This window comes from Bifidobacterium sp. M0353, from assembly GCF_016100645.1.
Classification (GTDB): Bacteria; Actinomycetota; Actinomycetes; order Actinomycetales; family Bifidobacteriaceae; genus Bombiscardovia; species Bombiscardovia choladohabitans.
Genome location: NZ_JACFSB010000002.1, coordinates 217767 through 240659 on the forward strand (window position 1 = coordinate 217767; position 22893 = coordinate 240659).

The 22893-nt window shown below is 60.9% G+C and carries 14 protein-coding genes and 1 tRNA gene; 4 read left to right on the plus strand and 11 right to left on the minus strand.

Features of this window, described 5'->3' with window-relative positions:
• Nucleotides 1-7: 7 nt before the first annotated feature.
• From H3V04_RS06520 to H3V04_RS06560, 9 genes are all read right to left on the minus strand, one after another.
• Entirely contained in the window at nt 8-1510 is a 1503-nt protein-coding gene (locus tag H3V04_RS06520) for a glycoside hydrolase family 43 protein (RefSeq protein WP_198187612.1), read from the minus strand.
• Between the two features lie 12 nt (nt 1511-1522).
• Nucleotides 1523-2602 (minus strand): glycoside hydrolase family 5 protein, encoded by a 1080-nt coding sequence (locus tag H3V04_RS06525; RefSeq protein ID WP_198187614.1) that lies wholly within the window; start codon nt 2600-2602, stop codon nt 1523-1525.
• A 183-nt stretch (nt 2603-2785) separates the two neighbouring features.
• Nucleotides 2786-4813: an alpha-xylosidase gene (gene yicI / locus H3V04_RS06530; protein ID WP_198187617.1), complete on the minus strand. Its 2028-nt coding sequence runs from the start codon at nt 4811-4813 to the stop codon at nt 2786-2788.
• 76 nt (nt 4814-4889) lie between these two features.
• Nucleotides 4890-6413 (minus strand): alpha-L-fucosidase, encoded by a 1524-nt coding sequence (locus H3V04_RS06535; RefSeq protein WP_198187619.1) that lies wholly within the window; start codon nt 6411-6413, stop codon nt 4890-4892.
• A complete protein-coding gene (locus tag H3V04_RS06540; RefSeq protein ID WP_198187621.1) occupies nt 6400-7077 on the minus strand; it encodes an SGNH/GDSL hydrolase family protein in 678 nt (225 codons plus the stop codon). The genes H3V04_RS06535 and H3V04_RS06540 overlap by 14 nt, the downstream gene beginning before the upstream one ends.
• Before the next feature lie 245 nt (nt 7078-7322).
• Nucleotides 7323-9074: an ABC transporter substrate-binding protein gene (locus tag H3V04_RS06545; RefSeq protein WP_198187623.1), complete on the minus strand. Its 1752-nt coding sequence runs from the start codon at nt 9072-9074 to the stop codon at nt 7323-7325.
• Between the two features lie 157 nt (nt 9075-9231).
• Nucleotides 9232-10977: an ABC transporter substrate-binding protein gene (locus H3V04_RS06550; protein WP_198178576.1), complete on the minus strand. Its 1746-nt coding sequence runs from the start codon at nt 10975-10977 to the stop codon at nt 9232-9234.
• Nucleotides 10978-11338: 361 nt separating this feature from the next.
• A complete protein-coding gene (locus H3V04_RS06555; protein ID WP_198176963.1) occupies nt 11339-12268 on the minus strand; it encodes a carbohydrate ABC transporter permease in 930 nt (309 codons plus the stop codon).
• A gap of 31 nt (nt 12269-12299) precedes the next feature.
• Nucleotides 12300-13271 (minus strand): sugar ABC transporter permease, encoded by a 972-nt coding sequence (locus H3V04_RS06560; protein WP_232342615.1) that lies wholly within the window; start codon nt 13269-13271, stop codon nt 12300-12302.
• A gap of 374 nt (nt 13272-13645) precedes the next feature.
• Between H3V04_RS06560 and H3V04_RS06565 the strand changes: the two genes are divergently transcribed.
• The 4 genes from H3V04_RS06565 to H3V04_RS06580 all read left to right on the plus strand — a co-directional run bounded on the left by H3V04_RS06565 (nt 13646) and on the right by H3V04_RS06580 (nt 17635).
• Nucleotides 13646-14296 carry a YesL family protein gene (locus tag H3V04_RS06565; protein WP_198178574.1) on the plus strand — a complete coding sequence of 217 codons (651 nt, stop codon included), beginning with the start codon at nt 13646-13648 and terminating at the stop codon, nt 14294-14296.
• Between the two features lie 263 nt (nt 14297-14559).
• On the plus strand, nt 14560-15285 hold the full coding sequence (locus H3V04_RS06570) for a DedA family protein (protein WP_198178573.1): 726 nt from the start codon (nt 14560-14562) through the stop codon (nt 15283-15285).
• Between the two features lie 141 nt (nt 15286-15426).
• A tRNA-Ala gene (locus tag H3V04_RS06575) sits at nt 15427-15499 on the plus strand.
• 246 nt (nt 15500-15745) lie between these two features.
• Complete coding sequence (locus tag H3V04_RS06580; protein ID WP_198187625.1) at nt 15746-17635, plus strand: cellulase family glycosylhydrolase; 1890 nt, start codon at nt 15746-15748, stop codon at nt 17633-17635.
• Nucleotides 17636-17718: 83 nt separating this feature from the next.
• Here the strand turns inward: H3V04_RS06580 and H3V04_RS06585 are convergent, their stop codons facing one another.
• Together H3V04_RS06585 and H3V04_RS06590 are read right to left on the minus strand one after the other, a co-directional pair.
• Nucleotides 17719-18906, minus strand: a complete 1188-nt coding sequence (locus H3V04_RS06585) for a glycoside hydrolase family 1 protein (RefSeq protein ID WP_198187627.1) — start codon at nt 18904-18906, stop codon at nt 17719-17721.
• A gap of 257 nt (nt 18907-19163) precedes the next feature.
• The gene (locus H3V04_RS06590; protein ID WP_198187629.1) at nt 19164-22880 is read right to left on the minus strand and encodes a hypothetical protein; all 3717 of its coding nucleotides are present in this window, start codon (nt 22878-22880) and stop codon (nt 19164-19166) included.
• Between the last annotated feature and the right edge of the window lie 13 nt (nt 22881-22893).

Sequence of the window (22893 nt, forward strand, 5' to 3'; positions counted from 1 at the left end):
AGGTTGCTCAGACCCGGTAGGCCACCGAATCGAAGGTGACCCGTCCTGATCCGTGGGCGTAGACCCCCAGAAGGATTCCGGTGAAGCCGCCGGCGTTGGTGAAGCTGAGGACCTTGCCCGGGGCATGACCCAGATTGTGATTCCCGTCCCGGCCCGAGGCACTGAAGGCGTAACCCATCTCGTCACCCCTGATCTCAAGGCCTATGGGCACCCCGTCAGGCAGGTCCGCGGACCCCACCAGGCTGACCAGACCGGCGTTGTGTACCTGGACCCGGACGTGCACCAGACCATTCCGCGCAGGTTCCACCGCCAGATCCATGTAATGTCCGGCATTGGCATAGACGGCCAATCCGGCCTGGCCATAAGTCAACTGGGCCGGATCGGGGAGGGTGGCCTCGAAGGTGCAACGAAAGTCGGTCTGCCGGGTCCCGATCATAGGCGCCCCGTCGTCCAGGCCGAAGTCATGACCGGCGGCCTCCACCAGTATGCGGGCCGCCGTCGGGCCACCCGAACCGGTCACGCTGAAACGACCTGCCCTGTCCAGGGAGGGGGTGATCCAGTCAATCCGATCCTCAAGGGCCTCCCCCTCGCCCAGAAGAGGGACATCGTAGGACTGGTCGGCCAGGGTGGGCCATCCATCCTTCCAATCGAACCAGACCTCATAGGACTCCCTGCCCAGCCAACCCTGGGCGGGATACTCATGGTTGTTCCGGGTTCCATGGAAGACCATCAGGGTACGGTCCTCATCGAATCCGGCACAGTCGCAGTGGCCGATGGCCTGAAGGGTCAGATGGGTGCTCCGGTTGGTGATCAGGGGGTTGCCCGGACACATCTCGTAAGGGCCTGTAGGCGAGGCGGAACGGGCCATGTTCTCCATGTGGCCGGCCTCGGTGCCTCCCTCGGCCCACATCAGATAGTAGAGGCCATCCCTCTTGTACATGTGGGGACCCTCAGGATTTGCACCGGTGGTCCCCCCGCAGATCCTCTCCCTCTGAGACAGGACTGTCCCCGTGCCCACATCCAGACGGGACAGATAGATACCGGGGACCTCCCTATTGCCTTCCTGGTCAACCTGGTCGCTTTCATTGCCGCAGATGTAGACGGTTCCATCATCATCGAAGAGGAGGGTGGGGTCGATACCGGGCCACCCCTTGACCCACAGAGGATCGGACCATCCTTGATGGGGGTCCGGTGTGGTCATGATCATGGTCCCCTTGTTGACGTTGGTGACGATCAGGTAGAACAGGCCGTCATGCCAGCGCAGGGTGGGAGCATAGATGCCCCCGCTGTTGCCCATGCCCTCGCAGGGGAACTGGGAAGGTCGGTCCATGGCGTTCCCTATCAAGGCCCAATGCTTCCCGTCGCCACTCTCGTATATGGGAAGGCCCGGGAAATACTCGAAAGAGCTGTTGATCAGGAAGTAGCGGCCCGAAGGGGCACGGCAGATGGTCGGGTCCGGGTGGAATCCTGAGGCGATCCGGCGGGCGGGTTTGCAGTTGAACAGGGTCATCGCGGCACCTCCCTACTGGCGGTCCGCCCTCGCCTGGGCGAATAAGGAGGCCATGTCGGGGTCGAAGAAGCGGCCGGTGGTCCGGTCCAGGAAACACATCTCCTTGGTGGAGGTATCCCAGAGGACCGGGCAGGATCCGTTCTCGCGGCAGCAGTTCAGAACGGTCGATATCCACTTGAGGTTACTGGCATGGTCCTTCCCGTCCACGGCCTCGGTCAACAGACCGTATTCTCCGATGATTACGGGGATACCGGCATCGACAAAGCGGCGGCGCTGGGCGGTGAAATCCGCCTCCACTGCCTTGATGTCCGCCTCACTGCCCCACTCCTGCCTAGGTTTGCACCATGTGGTGTCGTGTGTGGCCAGGGCGAAATCGGCCGGTGAGTAATAGTGGATGGATACGATCAGCCGGTCCGCCGTGCTGTCCTTGGGCAAGTGGTAACGGGAGTCACAGGTCATGGCCGTGTCGGTGTTGTAACCGGGAATCAGCAGGAAGCGGTCGGCGTTGTGCGATCCACTGGCCCTGACCGTGTCGACGAAGATCTGGTTGAGCCTCTCCAGGAGGACATAGGCCTGGTCCCGGTCCATGTCATCGAAACCGATCTCGTTGCCACCCTCCAGGATGAGGTCCTGCCCGTAATCCTTGAACGTGTCGGCGATCTCACGCCAGAGACCGGCGAATCGCCTGCAGACCCCATCCGGGTCCTTGTCCGCCTTGCGGATCCAGGGGAGGTCGCCCTCACCACCATCATGATGGACGTTGACGATCACCTTGAGCCCGGCATCCAGACTCCAGTCGACGGCCCGGCGGACCGCGTTCATCCAGATGGAGTCCACGTGGCCCTCCCCGTCAATCCACTCCACCCAGGTGACCGGGATGCGGATGGTGTCGAACCCGGCCTGCCTGACCAGGCGGGCGCACCCAGGGGTGAAGGGCTGGTTGAACCAGAGCTTCTCCTGATCCTCCGGGGTCCAGGTCCGACCCTCTTTCACAGCCCTCGCATGCTCTCCTTGGAGGGGAAAAGCATCGAAGGTATTGCCCAGGTTCCAGCCCAGGCCCAACTGTCTGACGAATTCAAGGGCGGTCGTCATGAACCATCCACTTCTTTCTGCCGATAAGGCTGTATCGATAGGGGATGCACCACCTGACGGCAGGGTCTCCAATCGGAGGGAAGCCTACGGGCACATGCATCCATTGGCGTTTTCATTTATGCAATCCAGGTCCTCCCCGACCTGCCGGTCCGGGGAGGACCGCACGTGGCAGCAGATTCCGGCTCACACGTGGAGGGGGTCTGTGCCTGGTCTGACCAGGACCGGCAGGGTGTGGTAGTCGTAGGTCTCCTGGTACCAGCGTCCGGGCTCATAGGTCTTTCCTGTCAGCATGTTGGCCCAGGGTCGGCCCGTGCCCTCATCAGGCACGTAGAAGCGGGCGGTCCCGTCCTCGTTGAAGATTGGGGCCACCAGGATGTCGTCACCCAACATGTACTGGGTGTCGATGTCCTCGCAGGTCGGGTCGCTGGGGAATTCCAGGACCATGGCCCTCATCATGGGCAGGCCCGTCTCATGGGTCTCATGCGACATCTTGATCAGATAGGGCACAAGACGCTGCTTGAGCTTGGCGAACTCACGGGTGACCTCGACGGCCTCATCCCCGTATAGCCAAGGAACCTTATACGCGGTGGACCCGTGGTAGCGGGAGTGCGAGGAAAGGAGGCCGAACTGGGTCCAGCGCTTGTAGATGTCGGGGGTGGGCTGATCCTCGAAGCCGGCGATGTCATGGCTCCAGTAACCGAATCCGCTCATACCGAAGGAGAGGCCGGCCCTCAGACTTTCAGCCATGGAGGGGTAGTTGGAGGTGCAGTCCCCGCCCCAGTGGACCGGATAGCACTGTCCGCCCACCGTCGCCGAGCGGGCGAAGAGGATGGCCTGGTCGGCCCCCTTCACCTCGACCAGGAGGTCATAGACGGCCTTGTTGTACAGGAGGGTGTAATAGTTGTGCATCTTGACCGGGTCGGAACCGTCGTAATAGACGACGCCCTCGGTGGGGATGCGCTCGCCGAAGTCGGTCTTGAAGCAGTCCACGCCCTGGTCCAGCAGGTGCCTGAGCTTACTCTGGTACCAGGCCGTCGCCTCGGGGTTGGTGAAGTCGACGATGGCCATGCCGGCCTGCCACTTGTCCCACTGCCAGACCTGGCCATCGGTGCGCTTGATGAAGTACCCCTTCTCGGCCCCTTCCTTGAAGAGTTTGGATTTCTGGGCAATGTAGGGGTTGATCCAGGCACAGACCTTGAGGCCCTTCTGGTGGAGGCGGGCCAGCATCCCTTCGGGGTCCGGGAAGGCGGAGTGTTTCCACTCGAAGTTGCACCATTCCAGGTCGTCCATCCAGCGACAGTCGAAATGGAAGACCGACAGGGGGATGTCCCGCTCCGCCATGCCGTCGACGAACTCGTTGACGGTCTTCTCGTCATAGTCGGTGGTGAAGGAGGTCGACAGCCACAAACCGAAGCTCCAGTCGGGGACCAGTGGGGGTTTGCCTGTCAGATCGGTATAGGTGTTGAGCACCCCTTTGAGGTCCTGGCCGCCAATCACCGAATATGTCAGCTCCTGGCCGGGGACGGAGAACTGGACCTTGGAGACCTCGTCGGAACCGATCTCGAATTCCACCTTGTCAGTGGAATCCACGAAGACCCCATACCCCCGATTGCTCATATAGAAGGGGACGTTCTTGTAGGCCTGGGCCGTGCCTGTGCCACCATCCTGATTCCAGATGGTGACCGTCTGCCCATTCTTGACGAAGTTGGTGAAGCGCTCGCCCAGGCCGTAGATCTTTTCTCCCACGCCCAGGTTGAGGGACTCGACCACGTGTGGCTTGCCATCGTCATCGGTCACCAGGGCCTTGCCCCTCCACGCCGACTTGGTCAGCGGACGGCCCTCATACTCATACTCGAAGTCGATGGCGTCACCCTTGGCGATCTTCAGGGCCAGCCTGCCACTGGTGAAGGTCCATCCCCTCTCATCCTCCTCGATCCTCACCGGGGGATCAGTCCGGTTCAGTGTGAATTGGGGGTCATGGCTGTGATCCTGCCTGTAGTTGATGATCCGGGTGGTGATGATGTCGGGACGGGGGGAGGTGACCTCGATGGTAAGCAGTCCTCCGTCCAGGGTCATGCCGGGATTCCTGATCACCTGGAAGGGGGCGTAGAGGGTCAGCCTTTTCTCTTCGATATCCGCGCTGTAGATATTGGCCGCATATTTGACGTCGAAACCGTCGCGCACAAGCCATTCTCCGTTGAGGAACTTCATATCTTCCTATCTTTCCTTGTTGTTGTCGGTCACTAAGTCCTCGAGCCGCTGACAGAAATCCCGCAGGGGCCGAATCTCACTCCACGTCGATCCGGATGCCCAGTGGCAGGCCGCTGGCCGTGGTTCCAACGGGGTCCTTGAGGCCCTGAACCGCCAGTCCCCGGTCCGTCAGCTCGTAGCTGACCGGTCCTGCACCCAACTGGCTGACCTGGCGGACAATCCCCTGAAAGACAGACCCTTCCTTGCCAAGTGGGGCAAAGGCCTTGATAAGGGCTCGTCCATCTGCGGCCGGCTTGAGCTGGTAGGCGTAGATGGCGCCTGATGCCGAGGTGAACCGGAAATCCTCGGGGGTGAAGACGGCCTCGGTCTGATCCGCGAAGGACCCCGCTGCCGGGTGGGTGGGACCCTCCTGGGCGACCCACCAGGGGCGGGATCCATAGATCCCCTCCCCATTCACATCCATCCACCGACCGATGGATTCCAACATCCCCTCCTCCTCGGGGTCGATGGACCCGTCGGCGCAAGGGCCCACGTTGAGCATGAGATTGCCGTTCTTGCTGACCGCGTCAAGGAGGGCGGCCAGGATTTCAGCCACCGACTTGTGGTCCAGGGTGGTCGTGTGGCACCAGGAGTTGCGGGCGATGGCAGTGTCCGTCTGCCAGACGAAGGGTGTGGGGTTGGCGAAGCCGCCGCGCTCCACGTCCACGATGCCCGAGCCCCAGGCCATGCCGTCCATCTTGTAACAGATGGCGGTCGGAATCCCCCACTCGACTGACCGGTCGTAGTAGTAAGCGGCCAGGCGCTGTAAATAAGGCTTGAAGGCCTCGTGCTGGACCCACCAGTCGAAGTAGAGGAGTTCGGGCCGGTAGGCGTCGATCACCTCGCAGACCCGCAGGAGCCAGTCATCCAGGTACTCCTTGGTGGGATAGGGCTTGCTGAAGAGGTCCTGGTTGTCGGGCTCGGGCATGGCGGGCCAGTAGAAGTCACCCCTCTTCATGGGCTGATGCACGTCACTGTCGAACTCCTGCCCGTGGCCCATGAACCACCAGTGCTCAGCCCGGTGGTCGGACAGAGCGAAGTGAAGCCCCTCATCCAGAGTGGCCCGCCGCAGCTCACCGATCAGGTCGCGATGGGGCCCCTTGTCGAAGGCGTTCCATTCCGACAGGTCGCTGCGGTACATCTGGAATCCATCGTGGTGCTCGGCCACGGGCATGTAGTAGCGGGCACCGGCCCGGCGGAAGAGGTCCAGCCACTGGTCGGGGTTGAAACGCTCCGCCTTGAACATGGGGATGAAGTCCTTGTAACCGAACTCCTTCTGGGGTCCGTAGGTCTTCACGTGGTGGTCGAACTCCGGGTATCCCTTGATGTACATGTTGCGCGAGTACCACTCGTTGTTGTAGGCGGGCACGCTGTACAGGCCCCAGTGGGTGAAAATGCCGAACTTGGCATCGGCGAACCAGGTGGGGGGCTCCATGGCGCACAGAGAGGCCCAATCGGCCTTGAAGGCGCCACGGCTGATCTCGGCATCCACCCGGGAAAGGTCGTCGGCCCCGACCACGTCTTCACGCAGGGGACGGGGTTCCTGTTCACTTTTCGTCATCGAATGTGGTCCTTCCCCAGTCGAAGCCGACGGCTTGGAGCCAGGTCCTGGCCACCAGCATATGCCCCTCGATCCCGGGGTGACAACGGTCCATGCTGAGTATGTAGCTGCTCTGTTTCTCGAGGAAGTGATCCATGGCGGCCTGGACATCCACGTAAGTGGCCCCATGCCGGTCCGCCACCTGCCTGGCCACCTCGGCATAACGGTCGACCATGGCCCTCATCGGATCATCCTTGTTTGGCTCCATCATGAAAGGACTCATGACAATCAGGCCCCTGACCCGGGGCTCGGTCCTGCCCAACAGATCTTCGTAAGTGTGTTCGAATTCATCCAGGGAGACCAGGTCCGCCTGGCGGAAGGGACCGTCGAAGTGACGCCAGACGTCGTTGATCCCTATCATGACGGAGACATAGTCGGGTTTCATATCGAGCACGTCCCTGTCCCACCGGGCTGCCATCAACTTGATGTCGTCCCCGCTGACTCCCTCGTTCATGATCATGAGCTCCCGGTCGGGATAGACGGCGGTAAGAAGGGCGTGGACCAAGTTGACATAGCCATCGCCGAAGGAGCCCCAGCCGGCAGGAATGGCCTTGTAATCACGGTTGACATCGGTGACCGAGTCCCCACAGAAGACGATCCTTGAGTTCTTTTCAAATGGGAGCATGTAGCTCTCGCACCTCGTTTTCCTTTTCTGTCTTTTCTGTCATTAGCGGCACGGCCCCCTGATTGGAGGAAAGGCCGCATTCATAGCCGGTGGCCGGAAACGCATCAACCGTGCCACCGGCATGGCAAGGGGAGCGCAACGGAGGAGGGTGGTTGACCACCCTCCCGGCTAACGCTCCCCACCGGTGCATGCCTGACGGCGGGCAGGGTCACCAGGGCTTCCCTGTCCTACCGTCCGGTGCGGAATCAGTTGCCTTCCGACGCCTCGCGGTTGGCGAACTGCTTCTTGATGTTGACGCGGGCCGTGTTCTGGTCCTTGGCGTTCTTCATGTCCACATCCAGAACCTGCTTGAAGCCCAGTCCGTCGACCTTGGAACGCATCTCGTCCATCAGGCTGTTGAACTCGTTGTCGTCCTTGGCGAAGACCGCCTTCCAAGAGGTATTGACGATCTCGGTCTTCACCTGACCGCGCAGGGTGGAGATCTGGGAGGACTCATCGGGCTGGATGAAGCTGGAACCGGGGGCGATCATGAGCTTGTTCGCCTTCTCCAGGTACTGCATGGAGGTCTTGGCCCCGTCCATATGCTCGGACCAATCCTTGTCCAGGGCGGAGTTGCTGAATTGGTCGATGGTGGACTTCCACATGCTGGAGTCATAGGGCTCCTTGGTGTCGGGATCGATGTCGGTGGCCAGCTCGGTGGCGAAGTTCAGGGCGGATACACCGTCGGAGTAAGAGCCGCCACCGAACTGGGCGGAGACCTTGGAGGACTTGTTGCTCTGGAGCTTCTTGCCGAAGTCGGTCAGCTCGGGCTTGCCGTCCTTGATGTCGAAGTTCATGCCCTTGACGTTGCCGGCCATGGCATAGACGCCCTCCCTGGAGTAGAGCCAGTCGATGAAGTTGACCAGGCGCTGCTTGTTCTTGGCCTTGGACCCGACGGCAATGATGGAGGCGCCGCCATTGGGGGTGGCTCCGTAGGAGAAGATCTTCATGTCACCCATGGGGGCCAGCATATAGCCCTTGCCCTGGGCCTTGTTTTCCGTGGTGTTGTAAGCGGCAGGCCCTAGATAGCTCCAGAAGGAGAAGAGAATCTTGCCCTGCTGGTACTTGGCCGACATGGTGTCGTAGTTCTGGGTGGAGGACTCGGGGTCGACCAGGCCCATCTGGTTGGCCTTGTTGAAGAACTGGAGGGCCTTCTCGTACATCCCGCCCTTCTGGGTGACCGACTGGTAGTCGGAGCCGTCGGCCTTGGCCAGGACGAAGCCCATCTCGTCATAACCGAAGTAGGTCGTGGGCTGCTTGGCGTTGTTCATCATGTTGCCGTCCCAGTCCTTGAACAAGGAGAAGGCATAGACATTCTTGTCGCCGGTCTCGGCCCGGGCCTTGTCCTGCATCTGCTTGAGCACCTGCAGGAAGTCATCCAGGTTGTTGAACTTCGGGTAGCCGATCTCACGGTAGTAGTCCCAGCGGATGTAGGGGCCGAAGACGGGCTCGTTGCCCTCGGAAGGGTCGGTCGGGCTCTTGGTGGAGACACTCTGTGGCACCCCCCAGACCCCGCTGCTCTGGCCCGACAACTTGTTGAGGGCGTCGGTGGCGGTCTTGTACTTCTTGATGTTCTTGGCATTCTTCAGGTACGGCGTCATATCCTCGATCAGGTGTGCCTTGATCAACTTGGTCAGTCTGCCGTTGCCGGCCCCGGTGATGACCAGATCACCCAGGTTTCCGGCCGCCGAACGGGTATCGAAGAGGGTGCTGCCGCCACCGGCCACATTGGGCGAGATCATGTTCAACTGAATGTTGAACTTGTCCTTGACCATCTTGGCGAACCAGCCCTTCTGGATGCCTTGGTAGTTGGCCAGGTCGTCATAGACATCCACCTTCATCAGGGAGCCGTCGTCCTTCTCGTTGGCGGAGTTGCCTCCGCCGCCGCCACAACCGGCCAGGGCCAGCGAGGCTGACAGCACCGCTGCCGTCACCACTGCGAGTTTGCTCTTCTTCATGGTTTCCTTGTTACCTTTCTCTGTCATAGTCTGGTTTTCAGACTCCCCGGTCGGCCCGTGCGGTCGCCCGACACGGGCCGACCGGAGTGTGCAAATCTTGATGTGAGGTCCGGGTCCCCCGGGGACTCCGACGAGGGCCGGACGCTCATCCTCCGGTTCACTTCCTGTTTTCGAACTGCTTCTTGATGTCCACCCGGGCCGTGTTCTGATCCTTGGCGTCCTTCATGTCCACATCGAGAACCTGCTTGTAGCCCATCCCGTCAACCTTGGAGCGCATCTCATCAAGGAGGGCATTGAACTCGTTGTCGTCCTTGGCGAAGGAGGCCTTCCAGGAGGCGTTGACGATCTCGGTCTTCACCTGACCGCGGAGGGTCTTTATCTGGGAGGACTCGTCCGGGGTCACGTAGCTGGAACCGGGGGCCACCATGATCTTGTCGTTCTTCTTCAGATATTCCATGGTGGTCTTGGCCCCGCCCATGTGGGCGGACCAATCGGTGCTCAGCGGGTCCGTGTTCTTGGCCAGCTGCGAGGGCCACATGCTGGCGTTGTAGGGATAGCCCGTGGAGGGGTCCTTGTCCTGAACGATCACAGTCGGGTAGTTCAAGGCCGAGACCCCGTCCTTGTATGTGCCGCCGCCCCAATCGGCCGGTACGTTGGCACCGTTGCCGAAGAGGACCTTCTCGCCGAAATCGGTCAGCTCGGGTTTGCCATCCTTGACCGTCCAGTTCAGGTTCTTGGGGCCAGCGGACCCGCCGGTCTGGGCACCGGAGGCGTAGACTCCCTCAGGCGAGTAGAGCCAGTCGATGAAGTTGACCAGGCGTTGCTTGTTCTTGGCCTTGGAACCCAAGGCGATGAAGGTGCTCCCCCCGTCAGGTGTGGCGCCGTAGGAGAAGATCTTCATGTCCTCCAGAGGCGCGATCATGAAGCCTTTGCCCTGGGCCTTGTTGTCCGTGGTGTTGTAGGCTGCCTGCCCCAGCCAGGGCCAGAAGGAAAAGAGAATCTTGCCCTGCTGGTACTTGGCGTACATGGTGTCGTAGTTCTGGGTGGTCGACTCGGGATCGACCAGGCCGGCCTGTGATGCCTTGTTGAAGAACTGGAGGGCCTTCTCGTACATCCCGCCCTTCTGGGTAACCGACTGGTAGTCGGAGCCGTCGGCCTTGGCCAGGACGAAGCCCATCTCATCGTAACCGTAGTAACAGGTGGGCTGTTTGGCGTTGTTCATCATGTTGCCGTCCCAGTCCTTGAAGAGGGACATGGCGTAGATGTTCTTGTCGCCGGTCTCGGCCCGGTCCTTGTCCTGCATCTGCTTGAGGACATTGACCAGGTCATCCATATCGGCGATCCTGGGATAGCCCACCTCCTTGTAGATGTCCCACCGTACGTAGGGGCCGAAGGTGGGCTCCAGCCCCTCGGAGGGCTCCGTGGGCGGCAGGGAAGTGACCGACCCGGGCACTCCCCAGACCCCGCTGGTCTGCCCGGCCACCTTGTTGAAGGCGTCGGTGGCGGACTTGTACTTCTTGATGTTCTTGGCATTCTTCATGTACGGCGTCATGTCGTCAATCAGATGGGCCTTGACCAACTTGGCCGCCTGCCCGGAGCCCGAGCCGGTAATGACGATGTCGCCCAGATTCCCGGCTGCCGAACGGGTATCGAAGAGGGTGTTGCCCCCGCCCGCCACATTGGGGGCCACGATGTTCAACTTAAGGTTGAACTTATCCTTGACCATCTTGGCGAACCAGCCCTTCTGGATGCCTTGGTAGTTGGCCAGGCCATCGAAGACATCCACCTGCATGAGCGACCCGTCGTCCTTCTCGTTGGCGGAGTTGCCGCCGCCACAGCCCGCCAAGGCCATGGACACAGTTATGACAGCGGCAGCCACCGCCGTCAGCTTCTTGGCTTGCATGTTTCCCCTTTCCAGACACCGTCCGGCTCCTGGGCCCGTCCTGTCACCTTCGGCAGGTCGGCGGACCACAGGTCATCGGGAGGGTTCTGACTTCCGCTTACATCCTTGTGGCTCATAAGACTGTCTCAACGGCCTGCGGGGCCTTCCTCGGTCGATACGCCCGGCTTCAGACCCCTGCCAACCGCCGACGACTCCGTGAGCGGTGATGGTCAACCCGGTGGTTGATCTCCTTCGGACCGGCGGGGCCACTGCCGGCCTTGCATCTCTCATCGATTTGTCCTCCTTGATGAATCGACATGGACGCTTCCTGGCCGCCGCGCAGGACAGGCCCACACAGCGGCGAGGTTGCATCTCCTCCCGATCAGCCCTTGACGGCGCCGAGCATCATGCCCTTGACGAAGTAACGCTGGAAGAGCGGGTAGATAAATAGGATGGGCAGGACCACGATGACCGAGACGGTCATCCTGATCGACGACGGGGTCTGCTGGGTGGCCAGGGCCGCCATGTTCAAGGCGCCGCCCGCGCTGGCCTTGACTGCACTGGCCAGGGAGCTTGCCTGGTTGATGTACTGATAGAGCAGGTACTGCAGGGAGTAGAGCTTGGAATCAGTCATGTAGATCAAGGTGTCCTGGAAGGAGTTCCACTGGCCGACGGCCGAGAAGATGGCCACCGTTGCCAGAATCGGTGTGCACATGGGCAGGACGATTTTGAAGAAGACCGTCAGGGTGCCGGCACCGTCCACCTCGGCCGCCTCCTGGAGGGACTTGGGAATGGACTCGATGTAGGTCTTCACCAGGATGATGTTGAAGGGCTGCACGATGGCCGGCAGGATGTACACCCAGAAGTTGTTGGTCAGCCCCAGGTTCTTCATCGTGATGAACATGGGAATCAAGCCAGCATTGAAGTACATGGTCACGATGATGAAGCGGTACCAGAACTTGCGGTGCCACATGCCCTGCTGGGTGAAGAGAAAGCCCAGGAAGGCACTGGCCAGTACGGTCAGAGTCGCGCCGATCACGGTACGTCCCAGGGAGACCATGGCGGCTGTGCCCAGACCTTCCAGCTTGAAGACCTCCACATAGTTGCTCCAGTGGACCCCCTTGGGCAGGACGGTGATCTTGCCGGCGGCACTCAAGGTGTTGTCGGAGATGCTGTTGATGATCAGGTAATAGAACGGGTAGACGCAGATGAAGGCGAAGAGGATGAAGAAGGCGATGTTGAAGACATTGAACACCTTCTCGCCCTTGGTCCGCTGCAGGAGGGGGGAGACACCCTTCGATTCGATTGCCATGCTGTCACTCATGATTGTTTTCCCCTCACGCTCAGATAATTGACTCGCCACGGGTCCGCTTCGAGGCCCAATTGACCAGGAACAGGAGGACCACGCTGACCAAGGATTTCAGCATGGATATGGCCGTTGCCAGAGAGAGGCTGTTCTGACCCATGCCCACGTTGTAGACGTAGAGGTCAAGCACCTGGATGTGCTTGAGATTGAAGGCGTTCTGGAAGACGAAGTACTGATCCATCCCGTTGTTCAGGAAGTTGGAGACGCTCAGCATCAGCATGACCAGGTAGGTGGGCATGAGCTGTGGGACCGTGACATGGATGATCTGCTGGAAGCGGTTTGCCCCATCCACCTGGGCGGCCTCATAGAGTTCGGGGTCGATGCCTGATATGCCGGCCAGATAGAGGATGGACCCCCAGCCCAGACCCTTCCACAGGCTCCACAGGAGCATCTTGAAGTAGGTCCCACTGTCGGAATCCAGGAAGTGGATGGGCTGTGAAATCAGGTGGATGTTCTGTAGGAGCTGGTTGATCATGCCGGTGGAGGAGAACATGGCGAATGCCACGGCGTAGACCAGGACCCAGCTGATGAAGTTGGGCAGGGTGGTCAGTGTCTGGATGACGTTCTTGAAGTGTTTATTGCGAATCTCATTGAGGCCGATGGCGAAGAACAGCGGGAAGAACGAGGTCAGAATACCCAGGCCGCTCATTACGAAGGTGTTAATCAGAACCTGGCCGACCGTGTGTAGCTGGGCCGGATTCTGGACAATCATCTTGAACCACTGGAAGCCAACGAACTGGCTCTCCGACAGGGGAATTGGAGGCTGGTAGTCATAGAAGGCATATACCCAACCGAGCAGGGGATAGTAACTGAAGAGGATGACCAGTATCAGAAAGGGGACGGTCAAAAGGAAGAGGTTGATGCTGTGTTTCTTCCTGCCGCTTATGCCCTCTTGGCGTTTAGCCTTACCCCGCCGGGTGGCCTTCAACGGAATGTCGCCAGTTGACATCCTGCCCTCCTGTCTTTTCCCATAAGCCCGCTCCCTTGCGTTGCCAGCCATGCGCCGTATGTATCCGCTACATCTGGGCGCCGCGTAGATCGTAGTCGGCTTATTTATATGTTTGTAAATAGATTAGTACACCGATTTTACTAAGCTGTCAAGCCGCGGTACTCTACAAGGCATGTCACCACATGAGGCAGGGCCACTTCCGCTCATGAATCTTGTCAGGAGGATCGGACACCCTCTTGACCGGTCCGTCCGGCAGATGGTTCTGTAGCCGACAGAGCGGGAGACAGAACAAACGGGATGGCCGCGTTCACTCTCCTGCCCGCGTGCCGCCGCCAGACGAGCTGACAGGTAGAGTCGAATAGGAAAGGCGGATCATGCACTTCAACCTCGAAAGCCCCTTCTGGCAGTTCGTGAACACCCTGCTCAGATTCACAGCCCTGAACCTGCTCTTTGTCGTCACCTGCATACCCCTGGTCACGATAGGACCCGCCCGCAGCGCCCTGTATGGAACGGTCTTCGCCTATGACGACCACGAGGACATACCCCTCTGCCGACAGTACCTGCAACGCTTCATCCGGGAGTTCAAGCAGTCCATCATCGCCTTCATCATCCACCTGGCGCTGGGTGCCATCGTCATTTACTCACTGGCCTTCTGGCTGAATATGAAGGGGGCGATGACCTATCTCGCCCTCATTATCCTTATCATCGGAACCGTCCTGCTGGTCCTCTCATATGAGTTCTTCTACCCCCTGCAATCCCGCTACACCAATACAGTCTGGGGTTTCTTCAAACTCTCCGTCGGTGTTCCCATGGGGATCCCCCTCTACGCCGTCTGCCTCCTGGCCATCGACGTGGCCTTCGCCTTCCTCATCTACTCTGTGCCCTTCCTGCGGGTCCTGGTCATCATCTTCGGCTTCTCCTGGCTGGCATACGCCAAGTCACTGATCTATCTGCGGGCCTTCGATCGTTTCGAACGCGGAACCAAGGGAGACACCAAGACTACCTACAAGAACGGTTCCCTGTGAGGTCGTATGGAAGTAGGCGTATGGCTGGTACCCCCTTTCACGCGAAATAGGCGCAGGGCAAGACCGGGACGACCCCATCACCCTGCTACCTGACCCTCCGAATGGCAGGGCACACTTCATACGGATTGTCCCGCGCACAGCCCGAGATGCGCAACGGTTGTGTCTTCCTCGCAAGGGTCTGGCGAAGACCAACCTGCTGTGGTCCAGGCTTGCTACAGTTTGGAACGGTTCGTGCTCCAACATAACAGGACGGTCTTTGGCAAATGGGATTCATACACTGGCTCATCAACCTACTCAAGGATCCGCGCAGCGCCATCGCAGGGTGGATTGCCATGGGACTGGTGCCTACATATGCATTCATCTTCCTGATCATCTTCATCGAGACGGGCGTGGTCTTCATGCCCTTTCTGCCCGGCGACTCCCTCCTGTTCGCAGCCGGCGTCTTCGCACACGACCCCACCAGCGGGATGGCATTGGACATCCTCCTGCCGGTCGTCTGCCTGGCTCCGATCCTTGGCGACCAGAGCAACTACTTCATAGGGCACTTTTTCGGACGGGCCATCATCAGGTCAGGCAGGGTGAAGGCCTTGACCCCGGAGCGGCTGGCCAAAACCGAGGGAATGATAGACAAGTGGGGGCCCTTGGCGGTATTCCTGGGCCGTTTCTTCCCCTTCATCAGGACCTTCATGCCCTTCATCTCGGGAATCTCGGGAATGAAGTGGAGCCGGTTCACCCCCTTCAGCGTTCTGGGGGGCCTGGTCTGGTCCACCCTCTTCACCCTCCTGGGTTACTTCTTCGGCGGCATTCCGGCCGTCCAGGAGCATTTCGAGCTGGTCATCATCCTTATTCTGCTCATATCCGTCATGCCGACCGTCATCGGACTGATCAAGGCCAGGGCAGGCAAGGGCAAAAGGGCCGAATCCGCGCAGACTGCCGCTGACCGGGACGATCTCGGGGAAAGCAAGCAGGACGGGAACCCCAGCGACTGAATACGACAACCCATCCGGCAGCCGCGGAAACCGAGCCATGGGTTTGTAACACGGAGCCATGGCACAGACCGTCCAGATTGCGTTTGTGCCCACCGTGCGATACAGTACAGTCTGTTGTTCGGCTACGGTCGGGCAACGAATGGGGCTGTAGCTCAGTTGGTAGAGCGCTTCGTTCGCATCGAAGAGGTCGGGGTTTCGACTACCCTCAGCTCCACTTTTCACCAGTAATTCCGGGCATGCATGCCTGGCCCGTCAGTCGGCTCGGCCTCCGCTATTTATTCTAATGATTGAACTATAATATCTGTATGAGATTCTGCCACAGTTGGCGGGCTCACTAAGGCGACATAATACGGATTGTGCCGCGCAGCTGCATGCTCAGAGCAGCACACAGGAAACATCCGGCAGGTCCTGTCCTGCAGGCAGAGCCTGCCCAGTCATGGAACAGGGGATTGAATTGACGATGAAGCGATTCAGATCATTTATCACGAAGACATGCAAGACGGGAACGACAGGGTGGGGTCCGGCCCTGACCGCGGCCACAACGGCCCTGACCGCCATGGGGCTGGTCCTGGCACCTGCGGCGAGCGCGGACACACAAACCCGCACCGAATCAGACCCAGAGAACATCACGGCCTCGACTACCATCCTGCCGAAGACCGGGCTGACGCCTTCTCTCCGGTTCGCCAGGGAGATGGGCAGGGGGTGGAACCTAGGCAATTCCTTCGACGCGGTGGACACCAATTGGTCCTCCCCCGATCAGGGCGAACAGGCCTGGGGGAATCCCAAGGTGACTCCCGACCTGCTCAAGGCAGTCAAGGACAAGGGCTACACCAGCATCCGGATTCCCATGACCGTCTACCGGCGATACCAGGACCTGGGCTCGGCCAACAAGGACGGCTACCGTTACCTGATCAATCGGGATTGGCTCAACCGGTATCGCCAGGTGGTCGACCAGGCGACCGGACTGGGAATGCACGTCCTGGTCAACATCCACCATGACTCCTGGATCTGGCTGAAGCAGTGGAATGGGCAGGTCGGGGCCAAGGAGGAGGTCATGTTCTCGGATTTCTGGAAACAGCTGGCCAGAACCTTCGCCGACGAGTCGGACAAGGTGGCCTTCGAGACCATCAACGAACCCCAGTTCAACACCTGGGACTACCCGTCCGCCCAGGAGAAGTTGGACAGATTGAACACGGAGGCGCGCTCCATCATCCGCTCCGTGCCCGGCAACGAGCACCGCATGATCGTCATGCCCACCCCTTCCACCACCCCTTCCGACGAGTACACCAGGCATCTGGCCTCCCTGATCAAGAGCTTCAACGATCCATACCTCGCGGCCACGGTCCACTACTACAGTGAGTGGCTCTACAGCGCCAACCTGGGGATCACCGGCTTCGACGAGAGGATCGGCACCGACAACCAGGGCCGCCCGACCACGGCCAGGACCTCGGCCGCCGCCACCTTCAGGACCATCCAGGACAACCTAACCAGCCAAGGCATCGGCACAGTGATTGGCGAGTACGGCCTCCTGGGCTATGACACGGGCAGCGACGTGCTCCAGGAAGGGGAGGAACTCAAGTACTACGACTACATGAACCAGATGGCCCGCCAGGGCGGAATTGGGCTCATGCTCTGGGACAACGGCTCCATGATTTCACGTCAGGCCCCGTATGGGTGGAAGAGCGCCCGGATCGGCTCCGAACTCCAGGCGGCCATGGGCGCCGTCTCTTCCTATGCCACGGGTCCCGACACTGTTTATCTTGCCTCCAAGGCTCAATCGGGACTGACCATTCCCCTGACCCTGAACGGGAACTCCTTCAACTCGATCAAGGGCCTGAAGGCCGGTTCCGACTACACCTACGACGCTTTCTCCCAGACGGTGACCCTGACCGCCTCCTATCTGAACCGGATCCTGTCTGCCCCTAAGGCACCGGCCTACGGTCAGCTGGCCGATCTGACCCTCACATTCACCGCCGGCGCCGACTGGCATGAGTATCTGGTTCGAGCAGGGCAGGCCACCTCCTCGCCCGCCGTGGGCCAGCGCAGCGGAATCACACTCCCCATGGACTATGAAGGGAACGCCGTCCGCAGGGTCTCCGCCAAGGAATACGGGCGGGCCGTCGGCCCCAACTCCTCCTGGTGGTCCTATCTCCAAGCTGGTTCAGCCTTCTCCAGTGACAGGAGGGCCGGCACCTTCACCCTGAATGGGAATTTCTTCTCCGACCCCAGCGTGACTGATGGAACCGTAGAAGTGACCATCGAGTTCTTCAACGGCTCCTCGATCATCGTCCCGATGACCATTTCATCTGGCTCCGTACAGGCAGGGGCATCGCGCCCGGCAGACCAGTAAGCGCAAGAGCGGTATGTGGTAGCGTTCGGCCCCGGACCGACACGAAGACGGGTCGGGGCCGAACGTTGGTGCTCATGCCCGTATTAGCCTCGGGGATGGGCGAGGATGCCGGAACGGGCCACCTGACCCAGCCAGGCCAGGGAGGGCTTGGGATGACGCTCGAAGGTCTCGTGGTCCACGGATACCAGGCCGAAGGTGGGTTTGTAGGACCCCCACTCGTAGTTGTCCAGGAGTGACCAGTGTAGGTAACCCTCCACGCGCACACCCTCATCCATGACCTGATGAAGGCCGGCCAGGGCGTCAAAGGTATAGTCGATCCTCCGACTGTCATCGGCTGTGGCGATCCCATTCTCGGTGACCACGATGGGGATGTGCCCGGCGGTCCGCCAAGTGTGGCGCACGGCCTCCCCCAGGGCGGCAGGGTAATACTCCCAGCCGGTCAGGGTCTTCTCCGCATCCTCCGGGACCCGTCGGGGGCCGTCGTGGCCGATGAAAGTACGCAGGTAGGCCTGCACCCCTATGAAGTCGTCGCCTCGTGCGGCCTGGGTGAAAAAGTCCTCACGAGGATAGCGGTACTCCTCCATGTCCTGCTCACAGCCCGGCAGGGCCTGGAAATCCTGACAAGCAATGGTCCAACCGGACTTGATTCCCGGTCGGCGGGAAAGGACTGCCCGAGCCCTCCTGTGGGCCTTGACCAGGGATTCGGAGATGCCCGGATCGGGGGTGGGTAGGGAGGCGGCAGCCATGTCGCTGCCCTCCTGCCCCCCTTGGGTCAGAGCCACCATATTGGGCTCGTTGATCGTGCAGATCCAGGTGACACCTTCCAGAATGGGGATGAGGTGCTCCACGTACCGGCCGAAGAGGTCTGCGGAGGCAGGATCGCGCCAGCCCCCCCGCCTGGCCAGCCAGCGGGGCAGGGTCATGTGGTTCAGGGTGACCATGGGGGTCACCCCGGCCTGGAGGCAGGCTTTGATCATGGCCCGGTAGTGTAGGAGCTGGGCCTGGGAGAAGAACCCCTCCTCAGGCTCCACCCTGGCCCACTCCACTGAGAAGCGGTAGGTGTTCAATCCGCTGTCGGCCAGGAGGGATATGTCTTCCGCGTAACGGTTGTAGCTGTCGTCAGCATCCCCCGAAGGCTCGCTGAGGTCGCTGTCCGGCCGGTGCTCACGCTCCCACCAGTCGGCATTGATATTGTTGCCCTCTATCTGGTGGGCAGCCGTGGCCGCCCCCCAGAGGAAGTCCTGTGGAAACGTGTATGTAGGCCTTGGCATGTTATGTACCTTCCTTGTTGGATTTGGTGGGCTGACCCTGCCGGCACCTTCCAGACGGCTGGATTCCCTTACGCGATTCGATTGCCGGTAGGTGCACGACGCCGCGAAGATAGCGACACCGACTTCCCCGCAAATCGCAGACTGTCGCTCTGCGTGTACAGACACCCTGCCCACTTGGCCGAGAAAGGCAGGCGGACGACCTGCTGTCGAACAGCTGACCGCCCAGCCACCTCCCTTGTAGAGATGGGTGTCGGCACTTACTTTACGGTCTGTCCGTCGACTGTGAGGAAGATGTCGATATGGTCAGCTCCGGCCAACTGGCCCTGCGTCACAACCAATCCGCCCTTGCGGTAAGGCAGATCCAGGATCCGGCCCTCAAGCCTGTGTCCATCGGCCTCAACCCTCAAGCGGTCCGAACCTGTACCCTCTGAGCCGGTGTCCCCTGGTCCAGCGATCGGCCCACCAGCCACATGGTAGCGGATGGTACGCGGCTGGCCGAATAGGGTCATGGTCACCTCCAGTCCGTCATCTTCCTGGGACAGGACCGGGTCGAAGACAACCAGCCCATCGTGCAGCTGGAGGCCGAAGAGGTGCTGGACCACTTGTCGGCAGTAGATGCCGGGGCCGGAGGAATAAATCCTCCATCCTCCCCTCACACCTACGGGGTCCTTGGCCCCCTCCTTGAGTCTCGACCATTGGGAGGCGGCCGTGTATCGGTCGGGGAAGTCGGCATCCGACGAAGCGAAATAGCAGTTGCGTTGCCTGGGCTCGCTTGTAGGCAGGCGGCGGAATTGGCCCACCGGGCTGATTCTTAGGAGTTCCCTACCCAGGCGTGTCCTGCCCAGTAGGCCCAGGGCCTCCGTGTAACGCACATGGGCGTGCGTATACATCAGGCCGATCTCCCGGCCCACGTTGGCGGCCTGTTCGGCCCTCTTGAAAACCCTGGTCACTCCGTCATGGAAGGAGGCCGGGCAATCCATGAGCCTGACTCCGTCCGGATAATGAAGATTGCCTTCGATGATTCTCTCATGGTCCGCCTCCTGGTCAGGTGTGAGCAGGCCAGCGATGATGGAGCGAGTCATAGGAATCAACCTGTACCGTATCTTGGTCCTGGTATCTGAGGGGTGTATGACCGGGCGGGGTTGCCCATCGACGAAATTGACGTATCCGGCCAGGACCCCTTGGAATATAAAGTTATCGGCGAAGTCGTCCTTGATTCTGCCGGCCTCCCCGGCAAAGCGGGAGGCCAGGTCGGTCCGGCCGGCGGCCTCAAGGAGCGGTTGCAGTCCGCAGCAGGCCTGGTAGAGGAGGGCGATGGTCCATGTGGAGGCCATCTGTCTTTTCATGGACTCCTGGGCCGGTTGCAGGGTATCGTCCCAATCCCCCTCGCCATAACAGAAGAGGTCGGTGTCCGGGACCCTATGCGACTGGATATAGTCCAGCGTCCGGGCAAGATGGTCGGCCACCGTGGGCAGGCCGGAAGAGGGGCTACCTTGACTGACCGGGCTTGCATCTCCAACTGGTCCCACTGATGCGCAGGGGTGGGTGGCATCATCCCGCCAGAAAGCCACGGGCTCATCCAGGATGTCCAACCTACCGCCTGCTTCGACGTACTCAGCCAGCGCCAGCAGGGGCCAGACGGGGATGTCCCCGTGGGAATCGTGCTGGTAGAAGTCCGCATACTGGTCGAACATGAACCACTGCGGCAGGGAGCCGTCGGGGTTCTGGTGGGCGAAGACCTTGAGGAGGATGGTCCGGGCCAGATCGGTATGACCGAAGGTCAGGGCCAGTTCAAGAGGCCCCTGGCAGACATCCCGTGTACCCCAGGCGGCGCCCCCATACTGTTCCAGCCCGTGGGGTGACAGAAAATGAACCAGGGCGTTCTGCACCAGCCAGGGCAGGAGGTCGTTGAATTCGGCGAATCTTCCCTCCCCTGCCACATGCAGTCCCTGCATGAAAGAGGTCATGGCCAGGTAATGGGCATGGAGGAGCTCCCGTTCGGAGGGGGCGGGGGCCGTATCGGGTGTGCTCTCCTCGCTTGCGCCACCATTCATGGATCCGGCGATGGTGACGGACAGGGCCCGGCCCCCGTCCGACAGGAAGGTGACCATGGCCGGATCGGTGGTGTGGACCCCTGCGCCCGGCTCGAAGAGGGGACCGTCATCCCCGGCCCTTGCATCGGGCGATGAGATGACATAGCTCAGTCCCGGACAACGTTCAGCCGTCAGGCTGCCCGGTGCAGGGGTAAGGGAAATGGCCCCCACCATCCCCCGGGCGACATCGGCAGGAGCGAACCTCCGGATCCAGGTGGATGGATCGTCCAGGCTGACGGTCAACAGAGCCCGGATCGGACCGTCGGCCTCCAAATGGATGTCGATGGCGGCCCTGTCCAGGTGGGCGATGGTGGACACCGTCAGGGTCCTGCCTTCCAGACGGTAGACCCAGCGGGATCCGCCCAAATCCATGATGTAGGCCGAAGGAACACCCAGAAGGCGCCAGGTCCCATCCACCTGGACCAGGATGCGGACCCCCCGGGAGCGCAGGAGGCCCAGACCGGTCTTCTGGACGGAAACCAGCAGGTTCATGTTGGTGTTGCCCAGGACCACCTGGGAAGCGAAGACACCCCCGGCGTAGGTGGTGGCGGCCATGGTGGGCCGTGACGGGTCGGTATCCGGGTTGCCGGACAGGAGAATCTGCCCGTGGGAGCGGTCCACCTCCAGTTCCTTGCGTGCGCTTACCACATGGCAGGCATCATCTCCGAAGTAAGAGAGCAGATGACCTGTCTGGTCCGCCTCCGGCTGGCGGACGGGCCCTCCGCCCAGTTGACTGAACTCATCCTCAGGCAGAGAGTCGCCATTCAGCAGTGCGGAAGAGACCAGGAATGAGGTTGCCGGCTCAGCCTGCGGGGCAACGGGAGAGGCAGGTAAGGTGTCGTGGGAGCCGGTGGACGGACCGTCATCGGCCTCGGTCTTGCCTGCACGACTCCGACTTTGCTCAAAGGCCTCTGCACAGGCGGCGCAGGCCTTGCCCAGGTCACCCCTGTAATCGGACAGTGCCGTGTTCCACACCTGCCAGGTGAGGCCTCCCCGGGTCAACGGCGCCCTGGGAGAGAGGAGGCAGGCCATGGCGAACTCATACTGGTCTACGCCCCCCCGGTCCCAGTCGGCATCACCGAGGGCCGCGGGCTGACCGTCCAGACGCGCACCAAGCCCGTAGAAGTCGTAACCGTCAGTCATGAATGCCCTGCACCCCTGTGAGATTCCCGTGACGTACAGGGGGAGCCGAGGGGCGCAACCCATCGTCTGACGGGCTGACAGGACGTTGCCAGAATCGGGGACGTCCTGCACATGGTAGGCGATGTACTGGGAGATGTAGGACTCGGCGCCGGCAGCCATGGACGGCTCCACCAAGGCCAGGTCCTGAGCGGAAACCAGGTCCCACAGATCGTCAGGCAAGACGGCGTCATCACATTCCTGCCTCTCAATACCAGAAGTCGAGCCACCCTGGTCGATCGTGACCGACACCACCCAGGTCCAGGACGCCCCCCTGCCAGTCCCGCCGCCTTCGCCACCTGATGGAAGAGCCAGGGAAAGCGCAGGAGATATGGCGCTTGGAACAAGTCGAACCCACCAACGGACGCCCATGTCCCTCCCCTCCCAGACTGGGCTGCCGGCTGCCGGAGCGAAGGAGGCCCGGGAACTTGATCCGGTCAGTTGGATGGAATCGATCCGCCCCTCCCGATGGCGGCGGAGCCAGAGACCGGCAAGGGGACGGTCATGGATGCCTGGCCTGAACTGGGTGACCTGGATGCCCCCCGCATTGATCAGTGTCAGGTCCCCGTTGAAGTTGAACGAAGCCGAGAAGTCCCTTCTCTCGACGGTCATGCCTTGGGGCCGCCGCATCCGGTCCCCGTCTCCCTCGCCGTCACCTGCGCCCCGATCGGGAGACTTGCCGCGTGGAGTCTCTGTGTTCATCTTCCCCGCTTTC

Bases quoted from the DNA above. Each gene is read 5' to 3' on its own strand.
- H3V04_RS06520 (WP_198187612.1), bottom strand. From the start codon at position 1,510: ATGACCCTGTTCAACTGCAAACCCGCCCGCCGGATCGCCTCAGGATTC.
- H3V04_RS06525 (WP_198187614.1), bottom strand. From the start codon at position 2,602: ATGACGACCGCCCTTGAATTCGTCAGACAGTTGGGCCTGGGCTGGAAC.
- yicI (WP_198187617.1), bottom strand. From the start codon at position 4,813: ATGAAGTTCCTCAACGGAGAATGGCTTGTGCGCGACGGTTTCGACGTC.
- H3V04_RS06535 (WP_198187619.1), bottom strand. From the start codon at position 6,413: ATGACGAAAAGTGAACAGGAACCCCGTCCCCTGCGTGAAGACGTGGTC.
- H3V04_RS06540 (WP_198187621.1), bottom strand. From the start codon at position 7,077: ATGCTCCCATTTGAAAAGAACTCAAGGATCGTCTTCTGTGGGGACTCG.
- H3V04_RS06545 (WP_198187623.1), bottom strand. From the start codon at position 9,074: ATGAAGAAGAGCAAACTCGCAGTGGTGACGGCAGCGGTGCTGTCAGCC.
- H3V04_RS06550 (WP_198178576.1), bottom strand. From the start codon at position 10,977: ATGCAAGCCAAGAAGCTGACGGCGGTGGCTGCCGCTGTCATAACTGTG.
- H3V04_RS06555 (WP_198176963.1), bottom strand. From the start codon at position 12,268: ATGGCAATCGAATCGAAGGGTGTCTCCCCCCTCCTGCAGCGGACCAAG.
- H3V04_RS06560 (WP_232342615.1), bottom strand. From the start codon at position 13,271: ATGTCAACTGGCGACATTCCGTTGAAGGCCACCCGGCGGGGTAAGGCT.
- H3V04_RS06565 (WP_198178574.1), top strand. From the start codon at position 13,646: ATGCACTTCAACCTCGAAAGCCCCTTCTGGCAGTTCGTGAACACCCTG.
- H3V04_RS06570 (WP_198178573.1), top strand. From the start codon at position 14,560: ATGGGATTCATACACTGGCTCATCAACCTACTCAAGGATCCGCGCAGC.
- H3V04_RS06580 (WP_198187625.1), top strand. From the start codon at position 15,746: ATGAAGCGATTCAGATCATTTATCACGAAGACATGCAAGACGGGAACG.
- H3V04_RS06585 (WP_198187627.1), bottom strand. From the start codon at position 18,906: ATGCCAAGGCCTACATACACGTTTCCACAGGACTTCCTCTGGGGGGCG.
- H3V04_RS06590 (WP_198187629.1), bottom strand. From the start codon at position 22,880: ATGAACACAGAGACTCCACGCGGCAAGTCTCCCGATCGGGGCGCAGGT.